This is a genomic window from Alysiella filiformis (assembly GCF_014054525.1).
GTDB classification, from domain to species: domain Bacteria; phylum Pseudomonadota; class Gammaproteobacteria; order Burkholderiales; family Neisseriaceae; genus Simonsiella; species Simonsiella filiformis.
The window spans coordinates 664,558-683,249 of the sequence record NZ_CP059564.1 but is presented as its reverse complement, the minus strand read 5'-3'; the positions used below and the strand labels follow the sequence as shown (position 1 = coordinate 683,249).

At 45.3% G+C, this 18,692-nt stretch carries 9 protein-coding genes and 1 CRISPR repeat array; of the genes, 4 read left to right on the top strand and 5 right to left on the bottom strand.

Annotated features, from left to right (window positions below; genetic code table 11):
- Positions 1-18: 18 nt before the first annotated feature.
- Positions 19-2,394, bottom strand: a complete 2,376-nt coding sequence (locus H3L97_RS03260) for a TonB-dependent receptor (protein WP_179655839.1) — start codon at positions 2,392-2,394, stop codon at positions 19-21.
- A gap of 361 nt (positions 2,395-2,755) precedes the next feature.
- Here H3L97_RS03260 and H3L97_RS11915 point away from each other — a divergent pair, with 361 nt between their 5' ends.
- From H3L97_RS11915 to H3L97_RS03245, 3 genes are all read left to right on the top strand, one after another.
- Positions 2,756-3,724: a hypothetical protein gene (locus H3L97_RS11915; RefSeq protein ID WP_224446398.1), complete on the top strand. Its 969-nt coding sequence runs from the start codon at positions 2,756-2,758 to the stop codon at positions 3,722-3,724.
- A complete protein-coding gene (locus H3L97_RS03250; RefSeq protein ID WP_097114415.1) occupies positions 3,708-9,389 on the top strand; it encodes a putative Ig domain-containing protein in 5,682 nt (1,893 codons plus the stop codon). Before H3L97_RS11915 ends, H3L97_RS03250 begins: the two co-directional genes overlap by 17 nt.
- A gap of 296 nt (positions 9,390-9,685) precedes the next feature.
- Entirely contained in the window at positions 9,686-10,309 is a 624-nt protein-coding gene (locus H3L97_RS03245) for a bifunctional 4-hydroxy-2-oxoglutarate aldolase/2-dehydro-3-deoxy-phosphogluconate aldolase (RefSeq protein WP_097114413.1), read from the top strand.
- Positions 10,310-10,369: 60 nt separating this feature from the next.
- Here the strand turns inward: H3L97_RS03245 and H3L97_RS03240 are convergent, their stop codons facing one another.
- Positions 10,370-11,002 (bottom strand): RDD family protein, encoded by a 633-nt coding sequence (locus H3L97_RS03240; RefSeq protein ID WP_097114412.1) that lies wholly within the window; start codon positions 11,000-11,002, stop codon positions 10,370-10,372.
- A gap of 203 nt (positions 11,003-11,205) precedes the next feature.
- Here H3L97_RS03240 and asd point away from each other — a divergent pair, with 203 nt between their 5' ends.
- Positions 11,206-12,324, top strand: a complete 1,119-nt coding sequence (gene asd / locus H3L97_RS03235) for an aspartate-semialdehyde dehydrogenase (RefSeq protein ID WP_097114411.1) — start codon at positions 11,206-11,208, stop codon at positions 12,322-12,324.
- A gap of 204 nt (positions 12,325-12,528) precedes the next feature.
- A CRISPR array of direct repeats spans positions 12,529-16,101; the repeat unit is 28 nt; unit sequence GTTCCCGACCGCATAGGTCGCTTAGAAA.
- Between the two features lie 84 nt (positions 16,102-16,185).
- On the opposite strand, the gene H3L97_RS03230 is transcribed toward asd, so the two are convergent.
- The 3 genes from H3L97_RS03230 to bioH form a co-directional block, all read right to left on the bottom strand.
- Complete coding sequence (locus H3L97_RS03230; RefSeq protein WP_097114409.1) at positions 16,186-16,731, bottom strand: gamma carbonic anhydrase family protein; 546 nt, start codon at positions 16,729-16,731, stop codon at positions 16,186-16,188.
- Between the two features lie 232 nt (positions 16,732-16,963).
- The gene (gene prmC, locus H3L97_RS03225; protein ID WP_097114408.1) at positions 16,964-17,797 is read right to left on the bottom strand and encodes a peptide chain release factor N(5)-glutamine methyltransferase; all 834 of its coding nucleotides are present in this window, start codon (positions 17,795-17,797) and stop codon (positions 16,964-16,966) included.
- 3 nt (positions 17,798-17,800) lie between these two features.
- Positions 17,801-18,529: a pimeloyl-ACP methyl ester esterase BioH gene (gene bioH / locus H3L97_RS03220; protein ID WP_097114442.1), complete on the bottom strand. Its 729-nt coding sequence runs from the start codon at positions 18,527-18,529 to the stop codon at positions 17,801-17,803.
- Positions 18,530-18,692: the final 163 nt, after the last annotated feature.

Below are 18,692 nucleotides of genomic sequence, written 5' to 3'. Positions count from 1 at the left end.
GCCACATTTCCCTTTCAATCAAAACTTCACATTTGCACCCACACTCACGCTGCGTCCCATTTGCGGTAAATACGATAAATGCGAAGCATGATTATAGGCTTTGGCGTTCAACAAATTGCTGGCGCGAACAAAGGTGCTGTAATCTCTGTCGCCCCATTTGCCTGTGTATTCTAAACCTGCGTTGAGCATATTGTGTCCTGCGGTGGCTTGTTCCAATTTGCTGATGTGATTTTGTTTGAATACGCGATACAGCGTCAAATCGCCTTTCAAATTGGCTGTGAAATCGGCATTCACGCGCACACCCAAACGTGCTGCTGGCACACGCGGTGCGTCAATATTGGCTTGTTCTACCCAGCCTGTGGGTTGTCCGCGTTGTGGTCCCCAAAAATAAAAGCCTTTGGGCAATGATGGGCGATTTTTCAACTTGCCGCGTACCATGTCGCCAAACACGCCCACGCGGTAATCGGGCGTGATTTGGTAATTCAATTCGGCTTCTGCACCGTAAAAATGCGCTTTGGCTTGATTGTAGCGATTGACGTGCAAGGGGTATTTGCTGTTTAAGGAGCGGGGCCCGCGACCGTTATTGAGCGTTTCGGCATAAATGTGGTTTTTGAAATGGTTGGTGTAGGTGCTGATTTTCCAATCCCATTTGTCGCCTGTAAATGCCCATGCCAATTCGGCATTATTGGCTTGTTCTTTTTTCAGGGTTTTGTTGCCTGAATCAAAGGAGTTGGTTGCCAAATGTTTGCCGTGGGCGTAAAGCTCTTGATTGTTGGGCATTCTTTCTTGGTGCGACACAATCAGGCTGAATTTGTGCTTGGGGTGCGGCAAATAATTGAATGCGCTCACATACGAACGTGCGGTGCCTTTGTGTGGCTGTTTTAAATGTGCGTCTTTGGGTTGAATGTCTTCGTCTTTCCATTTGATGTGGTTGTTGAATTTCATGGCAATTTTTTGGTGTTCTATGCGTGTGCCGAGTTGCCATTGCCATTTTTTGCCCGACAGTTGTTCTATGGCAAAAAAGCTGTTTTGGGTAACGAAATTGTCTTGCAATAAATGTTGTTTTTTGAAATCCAAGGCGTGTTTGTTGCTGGCGCGGTTGTCTTGGTGCAGGTGCTGAAAGCCGATTGCGCCTTGCAATCGTCCATTTAATAAGGGGCTGTGTGTCAATTCTAGGCGGATATTGTGTCCTTTGTTGCGAAATTCGCTGTCCACATTGCTGCCTGTTTGTTCATCGTGGCGATATTTGACGTGGGTGGCGTGTAGGCGGATTTTGTCTATGCCGTTTACAGGCTGCCGCCATTCGCCACGCAAATCCCAACGGTGGTTTTTCATGGCAATCATGGGGTGGTCGGAATCGCGGTGGTCTTCTTCGCGTGCGGTGTGAATGTGTCCATTGCCTTTGGGATTGTGGCGGAATGTGATACCTGGGTTGTCGTAATCCACGTCCAGATTTTCATGCAAAAAGGGATAATGGCGCAAATAAGGTTTTTGGAAGTTAATCACGCTCAAACGAATGATGTCGATGTAGGCATTGTCGTACAAATGGCTGTGTGCAGGCAGCCCGTAGCGGTCTTTGCGCTGGCTGTATGCCAATCCCAAATAGCCTTTGTCGCCCACCCAAGATGCGCCCACGCTGCCACTGTGCGAATTGGCAAAGCTGTTGTCCAATTTGCGATGTGATTTTTGCTGTAAGGTGTAGCTGGGTGTGCGGTAATCGTCCGATTTGCGATACAAACCTTCGGCGTGAACGGCAAAATTGCGCCCCACCCCTTGTGTGATGGAACCTGTGAACAGGCGTTCCTTGTCTGCCAAATTGAAACGTGAGCCAAGTTCCACTTCGCGTTTGGTTTCATTTTCAGGCTGCTGTGTGGGGATTTTGTTGTCCACCACATTGACCACCCCAGCCGAATTGCCCGAGCTGTACAACAAGGTGTTTGCGCCACGCAACACTTCTACTTGCTTAGCCAACACGCTGTCTACCGTAACCGCGTGGTCGGGCGACATGGCAGACATATCCAGCGTTTCGCCATTATTGTGCAAAATTTTGATGCGTTTGCCTTCCTGACCGCGAATAATCGGCGCACTCGCCCCACCGCCAAATTGACTGGCATGAATGCCCAATTCGTGCGACAAGGCATCGCCAATGTTTGCGCCACGCTGTTTTAATGTTTTACCGTCAATGATTTTATCGCTGACATGGCGGCTTTTGCGCGAATCCAACAGGCTGCCTTCGGCGCGAATGCGTTTGCCTTTCACAAACACGGGCGCGAGTTCTTGTGCGGTGGTTTCGTGGGATTCGGGGTGGTCGGCATCGGTAAAGGGTTCTGCCCAAACATGGGGCGCAGCAAATGCCAAACAAACAGCCAATGCTGTGGTTTTGTGTTGAAACATGGTTTGCTCCATTTTTGACTTGAAATGTTACATTATAACATATCTTACAAAATCGTGAACGGTGGCGGTTTCAGCAAACGTAGGTCAGCTCTCCGAGCCGACATCTTTTTTCAAAGAAAAACTCATGAATGATAATGGCGTGTTTCATATTTTTAATCAATCTTGAATTTTGTGAAAAAACGCACCCAAATTCACAAATCAATGACCAACCACAAAATTGATTTGACAACACAGAATGATTCAAATAGAGTAGCTAACCCATCGCTAACCGAAAAATGAATGGCAATGTGGAAAGCAGGTTTAATTTCACAAGATGAGTTTTTAAATTTAATTTCAAAAAGTTAAATAAGCGATTACCACAATGTTTACCACATACGATTTACAACAATTTTTAGAAGGCGTTTTTACCCTATTCACATGGGTCTATTGGGGAACCATGTTGCTGATGTTGGCAATATTGGTGCCGATGGTATTTAAAAAAGGCAAAAGCCAAAGTCGCAAAATATTGAATGCGATTGGCACAAGCGCAGGGATTATTGTGCTGTTTGTGCGAATTATCCCCATGCTGCTGATGATGGCATTGGGTCCAAGCAAAGCAGAGCGTCAAGCAGCCGAAGAATGGCAACGCAAATACCAAACAGCCGAAGCGGTATTCAAACAGCAATGCGAAAAAGCAGGCGAAAAGATTTATCGCACGGTGGAGAATGTGGAAGGCATCTTACTCTTAAACATCGTTCCTGAAAGCACTCATTCCGATTGGTCAAATCCAAATTGGGAATATGCCGCCTTAATGAAAGAGTTCCCAAAAGAAGGATACATACACGATTTTTTAAGAAAAAAAAGGATTAAAATCAGCCAACCCACAGAACAAGACTTAACAGTGCATATTCCCTTTAACGCCAATCCAGCAGATTATGTTTTTCAAAATGGCTATCAGTTTATAGATGTATTACAAGATAATAAATATTACCGATATACAGTCAAACAAATGCCATCTCGTGTTGATTTCAATATTGAAGAAATCAAAAAACCAGTCAGATATGCGGTTAAATTTGAAACACATAATCATCCAGAATACAGGAAACATTGGGTTGCAGGTGTGCATTTTTCTATTATTGATACATGGGATAACACCATTTTGGCTGAAAAAACCATTTATTCATTTGACCCCAAACAAGGAGGACCCAATTATGGTCGAAAGCCTTGGGAGAATGCAGTCTATTGTCCGTATGAAGATTACCAAAATAGTTTAATTCAAGCCCGTTTTTTTGTAGATAAAGTGTTAAAACCACGTCAAATTCAGGAGCGTAAAAATGACAACGTCAACTAATCAACCAAATGCAGCTACTTTATTGGAATTTGCAAATGTTCAAATTGCTGCGGAAGCATTGTATGGTTTGGGAAAACCAAGCGAATTTTTTTCATCAGAAGGACTTTCTGATGAGACATATAAAAAGTTCTTAACTCAAGGCAACAACCACTCTAGCAGATTCACAGATACTCAAGCCAAAGAATTTGCTGGTAAATGGGAAATTGTCTCCCATATTGCCAATACGGGAACGGGCTTTTCAGGTACTTTATTCCGCGCCACAAAAGCCAATGCCGATGCTGGTATCAATGTTGGCGATTTGGTTATTTCCTTCCGCAGCACCGAATTTATTGATGATGCTGTGCGTGATAATCGCGCTACCAATACTTTTGAAATCAAGGAAAAAGGTTGGGCTTTTGGGCAGATTGCCGATATGGAAAAATGGGTTCAATCTGAAGTTGTTCAAAAAGCAATTAAAGAGGCTGGTGGTCAGCTGAATGTAACAGGTTACAGTTTGGGTGGTCATTTGGCTACTGCATTCAATATTTTGCATCGTAACGAAAACTTAATTAAAAGCACCTACACCTTTAATGGTGCAGGTGTTGGTTTTGCCAAAGACAATGTTGAGATGACTCAAGATAAGCTCCGTGAAACCATGACTTATTTCAATAATATTAAAAACAATGAATCCCATAGTAGAGAGCATTTATTGAATCATAGTGTATTGATTTCTGATGATGTTGGAAATCGCAAAGAGTATTCTTTGAAATCCATCTATGAAAATGCACAAAATCTATTATCTCAATCACTCATCTCTTCTAATGATGAAAAAGGAATTGCACTTTATCATCAAAATGCAAAATTACTCAAAGAAAGCTTATTTGAAATATTACTTGATTTTACTAGTTCAAAAAATATCCATATGTCTGACGCTGAAAATGTTGGATTTTACAATGGTTTGAAATATTTACATTCAGCGGTAAATAGAATTAGTGAATTATTAAATGAATACAATAGATTATCTAATTTATCAAGTGGCAATGGTAGCAATCCCAACAAAGTTCAGGCATCTGATATTGATGCATTACAATTAAGTTATCAAATTGCTGTGTCTGCGACAGCAGATAAATATACAAGTGCATTATCTTTTGGTGGCGGTGTTGTCAATGTTATTGATGATGCAGCGATTTTAGATAAAAGAGAGATTAGAAAAGCCCAAGAGCAAAGTCAGATTGATAATTTCTATAATGTTTGGGCAGAAACCAAGCCCAGCATGGTGGCTGTGTCGCAAGTACACTATGGTAAAAATGATGTGTTAGTTAGTATTGAAGACCAACCATTGGTTCGTGGAGATTATCTTTCATTAGTGGCAAGAGAAACGGGTAAGCAGGCGGAAAATTTGAAAGATTTGGCTGATTTGCAACTTCTAACACCAAATTATTCAAATAATGATTTTGGCGATACCCATAGCCTTGTTTTAATTGTGGATTCATTATCTGTTCAGCACGCCATGTCAATTTTAGACAAAAATTTTAAAACGGAACAGTTTGATGAAATTATGGCTGCTATTACCAATAAAACAGGTACAAGCGATGGTGGACAAGGTAAAGCAGATGGTTTGGCATTGGAAACCATTACCCAAGCATTGTCTAAAATTGTGCTTAATAAAGAACAAGATGGTTTACTAGATGAAAAACTGTTATCAGGAAATACTTGGCATGAAATAGGTGGGCGAGAAAAATTACATCAAACGCTGTTTGAAATAGTGGGCGGTGAAAAGAAAACCAATACAGATAAATATCGGATTACATCATTAGCAACCATGAAAGCCGATGATGTTATTCAAGCAGCAAAGCAAGACAGCCATGAAGGATTGGCTTACCGCTATGCTTTAAAAGAATTAAACCCTTTTATCGTTACTCATGCCGAAATACCCAATGCGATTACTGCTTACGATAATGAAACCTTAAAGCTCTATAACTCTGAAAATAACCACAATGGAATGACTGAAACCTATATTCAGCAACGTGCTCATATGCTTGCTTGGAAAAATGCTTTTGGTCATGCTAATGTTAGTTATGATGACCTATTTAATTCAGTTCATCTAACAACTAATGTAGAAGAGCATTTGTCCGCTATTTTGGGTATGCTCCCACCTAAAAATATTAATGGTAGTTGGAATTACAATGATAAGGCTACTGACGTAGAATTTCTCATTACTGGTGAAAATAGCAATTTATTTACAAAACATTATGTTCGTTTTGGAACAAGCAATGCAGATAAGCTGGAAGGTGGCGATTTACAAGACTATTTATTTGGTGGAGATGGACATGACACCTTTGCCAGCAGCAAAGGTGATGACTACATGGAAGGTGGTAAAGACCATGACGTTTACCACATCAAAGGCAATGACACCGTTTTTGACAGCGACATGAACGGTCAAATTATCTTTGATGGTGGCGACAACCCACGCCTGTTCATTAAAACCCCAACAGGCAAATGGGCAGCCCTAGGTAAAGATGGTAAGCCCAGTAAAACCATTATCGCCACACAGCAAGACAATGATTTATTGATTCAAAACAAAGATGATTCCGTTTTGATTAAAGATTTCTTTGTCTTGGCAAAACACATTGACGGTGCGTTGTGGAGTGGTTTGGGATTCAATTTAATTGAAAAAGACATTCCTAACACCTACGCTTCGGAAGAGAACACCATTAACAGCTTCCAAATTCGCGCCGATAGCCATGTCAATGTTGCCATTATGGGTAATGAACGCAGCGATACGGTTATGCCATTTACAGGTAATTCCGTAGTGGTTGATGCAGGGGAAGGGAAAGACATCCTTTACGGAAACGGAAAAGGCAACAATATTCTCTTGGGTGGCAAAGACAATGACCTTTTACACGGTGCAAACTACGGTATCAGAAACAAGGAAAAAGATGTTTTGGCTGATGTCATTGTGGGCGGAGAAGGTCATGATTTGATTGATGGTATGGGTGGAAAAGACATCATTCACACAGGAGAAATTGATGAATACCTTGATAAAACAAGCAGTAATCAAAAAGGTGACTGGGCAGTAGGTCATTTGGGTAACGATGATATTTATGGCAGTCGTGGTCATGACTTTTTGCAAGGTGGTTCAGGCATCGACACCATTTACGGTGGAGCAGGAAACGATGTCATTCTTGGCGATGGCGATGTGTTGTTTGAAACCAAATGGGATTACCAAGGTGCAATTTCATCTTCATCGGTTGTTACTCTTATGCCAAATACTGTACCCGTGGTTTCGCCAACCTTAACAGGGCTTGTGCCGCCAATAGGGACAGGGGTAACACCAACAATAACCGAAATTGCAGGCTCAAAAAGGGGGGTGTTGCATGAAATTTCAGGGAGTGGCGTAGACTCAACCAGTAATATGGAAAGAATACGCTTGCCCAATGATGAAATGTACCAATGGGAAATCAAAATCAACAAAGATGTGGGAGATTATGAACTGGTTCACAAACTGGTTCGTAGCAACACCCATCTAGTCGCAGAAAATGGGCAAAAAGATTATTTACACGGTGGTTCAGGAGACGATTTGATTATTGGTCAAACAGGAGACGATGAACTGTTTGGCGATGATGGCGATGATATTTTATGGGGCGATGATAACCGTGATAAATCCATAACAGGAAACGATATTTTGAATGGTGGAAACGGTAACGATACCTTATATGGTGGTAAAGGTAATGACACATTAGCAGGTGGAACGGGTAAAAATCACTTATATGGTGGCGAAGGCTTTGATGTTTATCGCATTGTCTCACATGAAACCCAACAAAACATCATCAACGACTCCGATAATACAGGGGCAATTCAAGTTGATGGCATTATTTTGGGCAATTTGTCGTGGAAATTGGATACCAAAACACAAATGTGGTCGGCAAATGGAACAGATATCAAATTGAAACAAAACGGCGATAGCCCTTTACAGATTTTCAATCAAAAAGGTCAAGAAATTGCCATTGTTGAACATTTTGAAAATGGTGCGCTCGGTATTGAGTTAGCCAATTCAACAAACAACCCACCAGCAGACAAACCATCGGATAATCCAGCAAACAACACACCAACCAATAACCCAATAGACAATACCCCAACGCCACCTGTTGTTAATCAAGCCCCCAATATTGCTGAGCCAATCCATGCTCAAAATGCGATTGCAAATCAAGCATTTGAGCAAAATTTGGGAAGCGATTTGTTTAACGATGAAGAGCAGGGCAATTTGAGTTATGCCGTTACCCTAGCCGATGGTTCGCCCTTGCCAACTTGGTTGCGTTTTGATGCCCAAACCATGCAATTAAGTGGCAAACCCACCCAAGATGATGTCGGTACGCTGAACCTTAAAATCACGGCAACCGACAACGAAGGTTTGAGCAATCATCAAATTTGGTCTTTCCAAGTAGAGCCGCAACCAAATGAAGCACCCACGCTTAAAACCAGCCCATTGACCACATCAACGGTTGAAGAGAACAGCCAAATGCAGTTCTCGTATGCCGATTGGTTTGAAGATGATAAGGCATTCAGTAAATTGAATTTCAATTTGGCAATGGCAGATGGTTCGGCATTGCCCACTTGGTTGAAAGAACAAAATGGCGGTGTGGTTGTGAATCCTGATTTTGAATCGGCTGGCACATATCGCTTGAATTTGACTGCAACAGATGAAGAAGGACTTTCGGCAACCTTGAATTGGCAACTTGATGTGAATGATGTCAATCGCGCTCCGACCGTTTCAGGCAGCCTGAAACCCTTCATTTTGAATCAAGGGCAAATTTGGCAAGCCAAATTACCCACTTCACATTTATTCAAAGATGAAGACAAAGACGACACATTGAGCTACCGCGTGGAAATGGCAAATGGTGCGGCTCTGCCGAACTGGATTACTTTTGATGCCAACACACAAACATTGAGTGTCAAACCGACTGAATCAGGCAACATCGGTCTGAAATTGATTGCAAGCGATTCACACAATGAATCCGCATTCACATCATTCAATTTGCAGATAAACCCCAATTCAAGTCAAACGACACCCACACCAACCAAACCTACTCCACAAGTCGGCATCAACAAAGCAGGTGGTTGGGGCGATGATACATTGACAGGAACCGCTCTGAATGACGTACTTGATGGTGGTTCAGGCAACGATACCCTATATGGTGGCAATGGTAATGACACCCTGAAAGGTGGCTTTGGTCATGATACTTTGTCAGGCGGCAACGGGAATGATGTGTTAGATGGTGGTTTTGGCGATGATGTCTTGATTGGCGGCAAAGGCAACGACAAATTGAATGGCGGAATGGGCAACGATACCTACATTTTCAATTTGGGCGATGGTCAAGATACCATTCAAGACTCATTGGGACATGATACGCTTAAAATCAATGGATTGCGTTTGAGTGATGTGCTGTTCATGCAAGACGGTCGCAACCTGATTATGGATTCCAAAATCAGCGATGACCGCGTTACGATTGAAGATTATTTCTTCTATCCGAAACACATCGCCAACTTCATGAAACCCACCATACTGCCTGAACCGAGCAGCAACAAAATTGATGTGTTCCAATTTGAAGGCGGTGAAAGTTTGAGCTACGAGCAAGTCAATAGACTTGTGCAACAATTTGACCAGCTCAATTACAACCCATATTAAGCAGTAAAAACAAGCGTAGGTTAGCTCAGAAAGCCAACCTACGCTTGTTACATCCACTAATAAATGGGTTTTGCAAAGGTTTCAGGCTTCCTGAAATGCGATTCAGCATGCCCAACAATTTAAATGGGGCGGTCTGCGTGGTGCGCCACTCCCCAAAGCGTGGGTGTGGCGGCGCAACGCCACGTTCCCCTTTGTAAAAAGTAACAAAATTACAAAAAATACCCATTTTTGGCTTTTCAGGCAGGCGGGTTTCAGGCTAATATTGATATTTTATTACTTCAACGAAAGAAATCATCATGAATGCACGCGACATTTTATCGGCTGGTGCGGTGGTGCCTGTTATTGCCATTGACGACATTCACACAGCGGTGGATTTGGCTCATGCTTTGGTGGCGGGGGGCATTCCCACGCTGGAAATCACTTTGCGTACGGAACATGGCTTAAAAGCCATTGAATTGATTGCCAAAGAAGTGAAAGGGGCGATTGTGGGCGCGGGTACGGTCATCAATGCCGAACAGTTGAAAGCGGTGGAAGATGCGGGCGCGGTGTTTGCCATTAGCCCTGGTTTGAATTTGCCTTTTGCCAAGGCTGCGGAAAAAAGTGCCATTGCGGTAATCCCCGGTATTGCCACGGCTGGGGAATTGATGTTGGCTTTGGAGCATGGCATTGACACTTGCAAATTATTCCCTGCGGAAGTGGTGGGTGGACGTGCGATGTTGTCGGCTTTGTATGGCCCTTTTCCGCAAGTGAAATTTTGCCCAACGGGGGGCATCAATTTGGTTTCTGCGCCTGAATATTTGAAATTGCCCAATGTGTTGTGTGTGGGCGGTTCGTGGCTCACGCCAAAAGACGCGGTTGCCAAACAGGATTGGGGCACGATTACGCGTTTGGCAAAAGAGGCGGCGGCTTTACGCGCTTAATTGGGCATGATTTGAAAACCTGTATTCATGTGGTATGGTGAATACGGGTTTTTTTAGGAACTAATGTGGGCGAACAATGGGCTTGGCTTTGACCACCACGGTGCCTGCCAGTTTGTCTTGCAAGGTGCGGCAATTGTCTTCTTCGTTGCCCAGCATGGTCAAACACGCCAAGTAAGGCAGCCAAATCAAATGCCACGATGTGAAATTGTCGCGCAAATGCAGTAAATTCAAAATTAAGCCGATTAGGGTAATCCAAATCAGGTTGTACACCACTTTACGCAACAAAATGGCGTGAAAAAAGCCTGTATCTTCGCCTTTGGCGGTCATCACTTTAATGCCCACGATTTTTTTGCCTATGGATTGCCCGCCTTGGGTCATCATCAGCATTTGAATCAGCAGGTAAATTGCCACCACCGCCACGCCCACTTTGCCCTTGTTGGACGTTTCTATGATTTGCAAGGTGTCTTCGCGCAAATGTTTCAACAATACGGTGGGGGTGATTTTGATGTTTTTGAAGATGTGTTCGTACATCACCCAGCCCAAGGGTGCCAATGCCAACACGCTGCACACGCCATTGATGCACGCCGCCACAATGCGCTCAACAGGACTGGCGAGCAGCCACATCAGCCGTCCGCGTCCATCGCCAAAACTGAATGGCGAACCTTGTTCTCTTTGTGTGGCTTGTTTGGTCATGGTGGTCTCCGTTGGGTGTTTTCAGGCTGCCTGAAAATGGATTTTACAATATTTTGTAAAATTGTACCCAAAAACCTTTACAATTTACAAACAAAGGTTTAAAACCTCACCCTTACTTTTTCAGGCGGCTTGTCAAAATGGCGCAGCACAATGGCAGGCAGCCTGAAAAAGCCTTTTCCCCTTAAATCTTGGAGATTCAATAAATGAAAAAAGTTGGTTTTATTGGTTGGCGCGGCATGGTTGGTTCGGTGCTGATGCAGCGTATGCGTGAAGAAAACGACTTCGCCCACATTCCCGAAGCGCATTTTTTTACCACGTCTAACGCAGGCGGTGCGGCACCCGATTTCGGTCAGGCAGCCAAAACCTTGCTGGACGCGAACAACATTAACGAACTGGCACAAATGGACATCATCGTCAGCTGTCAAGGCGGCGACTACACCAAACAGGTTTACCAACCCTTGCGCGATGGCGGCTGGAACGGCTATTGGATTGATGCCGCCTCCACACTCCGCATGAAAGAAGACGCGATTATCGTGCTTGACCCCGTAAACCGCAATGTGATTGACGCAGGCTTGGCAAATGGCGTGAAAAACTACATTGGTGGCAACTGCACTGTATCGTTGATGTTGATGGCGTTGGGCGGTTTGTTCCAAAATGGTTTGGTGGAATGGGCAAGCAGCATGACTTACCAAGCCGCATCAGGCGCAGGCGCGAAAAACATGCGCGAATTGATTGGCGGCATGGGCGCAATCCACAGCCAAGTTGCCAGCGAATTGTCCGACCCCGCCAGCGCGATTTTGGACATTGACCGCAAAGTGGCGGATTTCTTGCGTTCTGACAATTATCCGAAAGAAAACTTTGGCGTACCGCTTGCAGGCAGCCTGATTCCATGGATTGATGTGGATTTGGGCAACGGACAATCCAAAGAAGAATGGAAAGGCGGCGTGGAAACCAACAAAATTTTGAACAGCCAACAGCCCGTGATTGTGGAAGGTTTGTGCGTGCGTGTGGGCGCAATGCGTTGCCACAGCCAAGCGATTACCTTGAAATTGAAACAAAATTTGCCCATTAGCGAGATTGAGCAAATCATCGCCAGCGCCAATGCGTGGACAAAAGTCGTGCCGAACACCAAAGAAGCCAGCATTCACGAATTGACCCCTGCTGCGGTTACGGGCACTTTGACCACACCAGTGGGTCGCATTCGCAAATTGGCGATGGGCGATGAGTTCATCAGCGCGTTTACGGTGGGCGACCAGTTGCTGTGGGGCGCGGCAGAGCCGTTGCGCCGTGTGTTGCGGATTATTTTGGGCAATTTGGATTGATTTTATTGATTTGAAATTGAGCCAAAAATGGGTTCAGGCAGCCTGAAACGTGATTTTGGGATATGGCGAGACCCAATGTTTGAGTGCAATTTTAAAAATCCAATAAAATCAAAATATTAAAAACAATGGCAAAAACATGGGTTTTGCCAGCCCAAAGTAAAGCCAAGGCTTGATAACTGGGGCATTGCTGCTTATAATGCCCTAGTTCCCGACCGCATAGGTCGCTTAGAAACTCGCCCCACCCAAACGCAAAGACTGAATGAGTTCCCGACCGCATAGGTCGCTTAGAAATGCGTTGTATGCGCCTGCAACCCAATCAAAATGTTCCCGACCGCATAGGTCGCTTAGAAATTAGCATAGCGATGCTCACCAAAACCATCAAAGTTCCCGACCGCATAGGTCGCTTAGAAAGTCGCCTGACAATAATTTACCATTACCGAAAGGTTCCCGACCGCATAGGTCGCTTAGAAATCTTGTTTTTCAAAGGCACTTGCCCAAATTCGGTTCCCGACCGCATAGGTCGCTTAGAAATGATGATTTGACTTTCTCATTCAATTCATTTGTTCCCGACCGCATAGGTCGCTTAGAAAGATTGAAGAAGGCAGTTACATCGTTATTGACAGTTCCCGACCGCATAGGTCGCTTAGAAAAAACCGTCCAAATACGTTGCGCCCAAACGGGTGTTCCCGACCGCATAGGTCGCTTAGAAATTTTTGGTCAAAACGTGGGGCTTGGGGGGTATGTTCCCGACCGCATAGGTCGCTTAGAAATGCTTGCATGATTTTTTTCCTTTCAGGCAGCCTGTTCCCGACCGCATAGGTCGCTTAGAAATCCGCCAGCGCATATTTGTCCAATTCAGGATAGTTCCCGACCGCATAGGTCGCTTAGAAAAATTTTTGTGTTTGGGCGATAAGGCGTGCACGGTTCCCGACCGCATAGGTCGCTTAGAAAAAGCCCCGAAGTTCAGGGATTTCTGCGATTACGTTCCCGACCGCATAGGTCGCTTAGAAAGTGCCGTCCTGTTCGGTAACTGTGTCGGCTATGTTCCCGACCGCATAGGTCGCTTAGAAATTTGGCGCAATGCAAAAAGAAGCAGGCGCAGCGTTCCCGACCGCATAGGTCGCTTAGAAAACCAAATGCGCCAGCCACTTCCAGCAAAGACGGTTCCCGACCGCATAGGTCGCTTAGAAATGTGGACAAATCCGCAAATTTAACGCGATGATGTTCCCGACCGCATAGGTCGCTTAGAAATTTGATTACGGCATCAATGCTCACATCCAGTAGTTCCCGACCGCATAGGTCGCTTAGAAAAGTAACTCATCTGGAATATTTGGCTTAACATAGTTCCCGACCGCATAGGTCGCTTAGAAATTGAACCAGTTTACGGTTTTCGTAACCATGCTGTTCCCGACCGCATAGGTCGCTTAGAAAACAGGGAAACACAGTAAATGCCACAAGGCAATGTTCCCGACCGCATAGGTCGCTTAGAAAACAGGGAAACACAGTAAATGCCACAAGGCAATGTTCCCGACCGCATAGGTCGCTTAGAAAAGCTCTCTAAAACTTACTTTCTCATACTCAATGTTCCCGACCGCATAGGTCGCTTAGAAATATAAAAATTGAAATAGCAAAATTCAACAATGGTTCCCGACCGCATAGGTCGCTTAGAAAAACGCCTGTTTTTTGATGCTTTCGTGAACTGCGTTCCCGACCGCATAGGTCGCTTAGAAATGAACGCGAATTATTGGCGCAAGTCCAAGCTGGTTCCCGACCGCATAGGTCGCTTAGAAAGCAGTCTGTGCTGTTGCTTGCACCCATGCTGAGTTCCCGACCGCATAGGTCGCTTAGAAACATAGTGGTCGGCTGGCACGATTAAAATGGAGGTTCCCGACCGCATAGGTCGCTTAGAAAGTACCACTTGGCATAATGAAACCGCAGTACATGTTCCCGACCGCATAGGTCGCTTAGAAAGTTTATGTTTTTCAGCAGTACACGCTCGGAACGTTCCCGACCGCATAGGTCGCTTAGAAAATTTCATCATAGCGAATGGCATAGTTGTTTGCGCTCCCGACCGCATAGGTCGCTTAGAAAAAAGCTATCACGCATTTGACCGCCCTGCTGGATGTTCCCGACCGCATAGGTCGCTTAGAAAATAACATCACACCATTTTCTTCTGTTAGAACAGTTCCCGACCGCATAGGTCGCTTAGAAATTGTACAGGTAAGTCATCTCTTCATATTTGATGTTCCCGACCGCATAGGTCGCTTAGAAACGATAGCCATGCTTTGCGTGATGATTTGTTGTTGTTCCCGACCGCATAGGTCGCTTAGAAAATGGTTTCATAATCTGTATTGCTACTAATCAGGTTCCCGACCGCATAGGTCGCTTAGAAAACAAATGTTACAAGCTGTGCGTGATGAAATCAGTTCCCGACCGCATAGGTCGCTTAGAAAAAAAATGTCATAATAAACAAGCCAACTACCCAGTTCCCGACCGCATAGGTCGCTTAGAAATTACCACTCAATCCGCCCAGTTGCCCATTATCGTTCCCGACCGCATAGGTCGCTTAGAAAAACTTGGGTCTTGTGATGTTCAGGACGCAATCGTTCCCGACCGCATAGGTCGCTTAGAAACTATATCGCCATTTTAAACTTACTTTTAAGGCGTTCCCGACCGCATAGGTCGCTTAGAAAAATTAAAGCAACAGAGCGAGCCAATTCGGTTTGTTCCCGACCGCATAGGTCGCTTAGAAATTACCAAGTTGGGGATTGCGAGCCAACCATACGTTCCCGACCGCATAGGTCGCTTAGAAAGCCCGACCACCATTGTTAATGATGGGGATATAATGTTCCCGACCGCATAGGTCGCTTAGAAAAATCCTGTTTTTTTAAGGCGTTGTGCATGGTCGTTCCCGACCGCATAGGTCGCTTAGAAATTCCGATTGGTGCTTTTTCGTGAAAGCAATCAGTTCCCGACCGCATAGGTCGCTTAGAAAACCATGATGTTGATTAACGTGCCGTGATTGATGTTCCCGACCGCATAGGTCGCTTAGAAAAATTTGACCGAATCGGGCGAATGCGCTGCACCGTTCCCGACCGCATAGGTCGCTTAGAAAGTCTGGATTATAATCCAACAAACGACCGCTAAGTTCCCGACCGCATAGGTCGCTTAGAAAGATGTAATCGTGTAGCGCGGCTCCCATTTTGCGTTCCCGACCGCATAGGTCGCTTAGAAATATTCAGCCCAATATGTTACAATCTTTGCAACGTTCCCGACCGCATAGGTCGCTTAGAAAGTATTGGATTCACGATAAAGCTGAACTGTTGCGTTCCCGACCGCATAGGTCGCTTAGAAATATTTCATTTTCATGTTTCCGTTGCATTTGTTGTTCCCGACCGCATAGGTCGCTTAGAAATATGCGATTGCAAATGAGTTGCTTATCCTATCCGTTCCCGACCGCATAGGTCGCTTAGAAAAATACTGGCTCAGTCTGGATAGGGATGCTTGCAGTTCCCGACCGCATAGGTCGCTTAGAAAAGTTCATCTTTGAAAAATGCCTGAAATTGCACGTTCCCGACCGCATAGGTCGCTTAGAATTCAAATTTGTGTTTCAGGTAGCCTTGCAATTTGTTCCCGACCGCATAGGTCGCTTAGAAATTCGGTTGGTTGCTTTGCTTGATAGCCCACCCGTTCCCGACCGCATAGGTCGCTTAGAAATCACAATCATCAAATGTAATGTTTTCTGCTGGGTTCCCGACCGCATAGGTCGCTTAAACAAATGAAAAAGGGGCGGATGGGAAATCCGCCGCCTCTACATCGGTTTATCAAGTGGGTTTTACAAAGGTTTCAGGCTGCCTGAAATCATTTCTCTTCTTGCTGTTGCGCCAAATATTCGCCGCCCCAACGCACATAATTGGACGATGAATACAGCAAATGTTCACGTTCCGCATCGGTTAAGGGGCGCACTTTTTGCACAGGCGCACCCATATACATGTAGCCGCTTTCCAAACGTTTGCGTGGCGGCACAAGGCTGCCTGCACCAATAATCACATCGTCTTCCACCACCACATCGTCCAAAATGGTCGCGCCCATGCCCACCAACACGCGATTGCCAATCGTGCAACCGTGCAACATCACATGATGCCCCACCGTAACGTCATCGCCAATGATGGTGGGCGAACCTTCTGGCTTTTTCGCACTTTTGTGGGTAACGTGAATCATGCTCATGTCTTGAATGCTGGTGCGTTTGCCAATTTGAATGCGATTCACATCGCCACGCAGCACCGCATACACCCAAATGGACGATTGCTCGCCAATTTCCACATCGCCAATAATCACGGCGGTTTCATCTACAAAAGCATTGTCGGCAATGCGTGGAAAACTGTCTTTGTAAGGACGCAAAGGCATGGTTCTTTCCTTTCATTTTTGCATAAATAAAAAATTTTTAGAACCTGTATTCATAAGATTGATGGTTTGATTTTATTGTCAATTCTTGCGAATACAAGGCGGATTTTCATGCCAATATTGCACATATTGGCGTGAAAAGCCAACGTAGTAGGCGCATGAAGTGGCAATAAAAGCAAGCTATTAAGATTGTGAATACAGGTTCTTAATGAATAAAATAAATCAAAAATCGGTTTCAGGCAGCCTGAAATTGCCCCACACTCACGCGGTCTAATCCAGCCAAATCGGGCAACGTTGCCACATTGCGAAAACCATTTTGTTGCAAAATTTCGCGTACCGCCTGCCCTTGATTGTAGCCGTGTTCCAACATCAACCAAGCATTTTCTTTTAAATAATCAGGTGCTTGTGCCGCAATTTCACGAATATGCGCCAAACCATCTGCAAAATCCGTGAGCGCGTGTGGCGGCTCAAAACGCAAATCGCCTTGTGCCAAATGCCCATCGTGCTGCTCAATATAGGGCGGATTGGACACAATCACATCGCAACCGCATTCAGGCAGCCTGAAATGCCCCGCCGCTTGAAACCACCAACCTTGCCCAAATGCAACGTCCGCCCCCAAATTGTGCGCGTTGCTTTGGGCAATTTGTAGCGCATCATCTGAAACATCACTTGCAAAAACAAGCACATCAGGTCGTTCCAATTTGGCGGAAATGGCGATGATGCCGCTCCCTGTTCCCAAATCCCACAACGTGCCATTTTCAGGCAGCCTGCACAAAGCCGCTTCAAGCAAATGCTCCGTTTCAGGGCGCGGAATCAACACGGCAGGCGACACGCGAAAATTGCGCCCATAAAATTCACGTTCGCCCAAAATATAGGCAATCGGTTCGCCACATTTGCGCCGTTCAATTAAATTGTGCAATTCAATGGCTTGATTTTCAGGCAGCTTTTCCGTATCGCGCGTGAGTAATTGAGCGCGAGTGTAGCCCGTAATGTGTTGCAACAGCAAGCGCGTTTCCAATTTGGGCAAAGGCGATTGCTGAATCCATTGCAATAATGTCTGATTTATCATGAATTATTCTATCCAATTTTGCACAATGGCAACCACTTCATCGGCATGACTCAAAAATGGCGCGTGTGCCGCTTTGTCAATTTTGTGGATTTGCGCGTGGGGCAAATGCTGCTGCAAATAATCGCCCATGCACGGTGGCGTAATGGCATCTTTTCCACCATAAATCAACAAACTGGGCTGCCGAATTTGCCCCAGTTGAGCGCGAAAATCCGCCTGCTCCACCGCCGCCAATGCGCCACGCAAGGCTTGCGGCGCGCCCCATTTTGCCACATCAGGCAACACATTGTGCAAAATTTCATCACGATAAGGGCTGTGCAACAACTGCAATTCCAAAAATTGCCGCATAAATTTGCGGTAATCCTGCTCAAACAACGGTATCATTTTGTGCAAAGCAGATTGTGTCAAACCTGCTGGATAATCAGGTTCAGCCAAAAGTTTGGCAAAGCTGCTGCACAAAATCAAACCGCGCACCTTATCCGCATAATGCGCCGCCAAATGCAACGCCACCAAGCCACCCAACGACCACCCCAACACCACACTCTGCGGTGCAATTTGGCTGGCAATGCGCTCGGCAGCGCGCGCCACGGTAAAATCGCCCACGCAAGGCTCATCGCCATGCCCCAACAAATTGGGGGCAAACGAGTGCCAATGTTCAGGCAGCCTGCGGCGAAAATCATCAAAAATATGCCGATTCACACCCCAACCGTGAATCAAAACAAGATGTTGCTTCATCATCAAAAAAATCCTTCAACAAATGCCGCATTGTGCCACAAAACGCCACCTACAACGCAAAAACGTGGCGTTGCGCCGCCACACCCACGCTTTGGGGCGGTGGCGCACCACCCAAATCCGCCCCTACATCAGTTTAAAAGTAGATTTTGCAAAGGTTTCAGTT

Coding starts and splice junctions, on each gene's coding strand:
- H3L97_RS03240 (WP_097114412.1), bottom strand. CDS start 11,002: ATGACCAAACAAGCCACACAAAGAGAACAAGGTTCGCCATTCAGTTTT.
- H3L97_RS03250 (WP_097114415.1), top strand. CDS start 3,708: ATGACAACGTCAACTAATCAACCAAATGCAGCTACTTTATTGGAATTT.
- bioH (WP_097114442.1), bottom strand. CDS start 18,529: ATGAAGCAACATCTTGTTTTGATTCACGGTTGGGGTGTGAATCGGCAT.
- prmC (WP_097114408.1), bottom strand. CDS start 17,797: ATGATAAATCAGACATTATTGCAATGGATTCAGCAATCGCCTTTGCCC.
- H3L97_RS03260 (WP_179655839.1), bottom strand. CDS start 2,394: ATGTTTCAACACAAAACCACAGCATTGGCTGTTTGTTTGGCATTTGCT.
- asd (WP_097114411.1), top strand. CDS start 11,206: ATGAAAAAAGTTGGTTTTATTGGTTGGCGCGGCATGGTTGGTTCGGTG.
- H3L97_RS11915 (WP_224446398.1), top strand. CDS start 2,756: ATGTTTACCACATACGATTTACAACAATTTTTAGAAGGCGTTTTTACC.
- H3L97_RS03230 (WP_097114409.1), bottom strand. CDS start 16,731: ATGCCTTTGCGTCCTTACAAAGACAGTTTTCCACGCATTGCCGACAAT.
- H3L97_RS03245 (WP_097114413.1), top strand. CDS start 9,686: ATGAATGCACGCGACATTTTATCGGCTGGTGCGGTGGTGCCTGTTATT.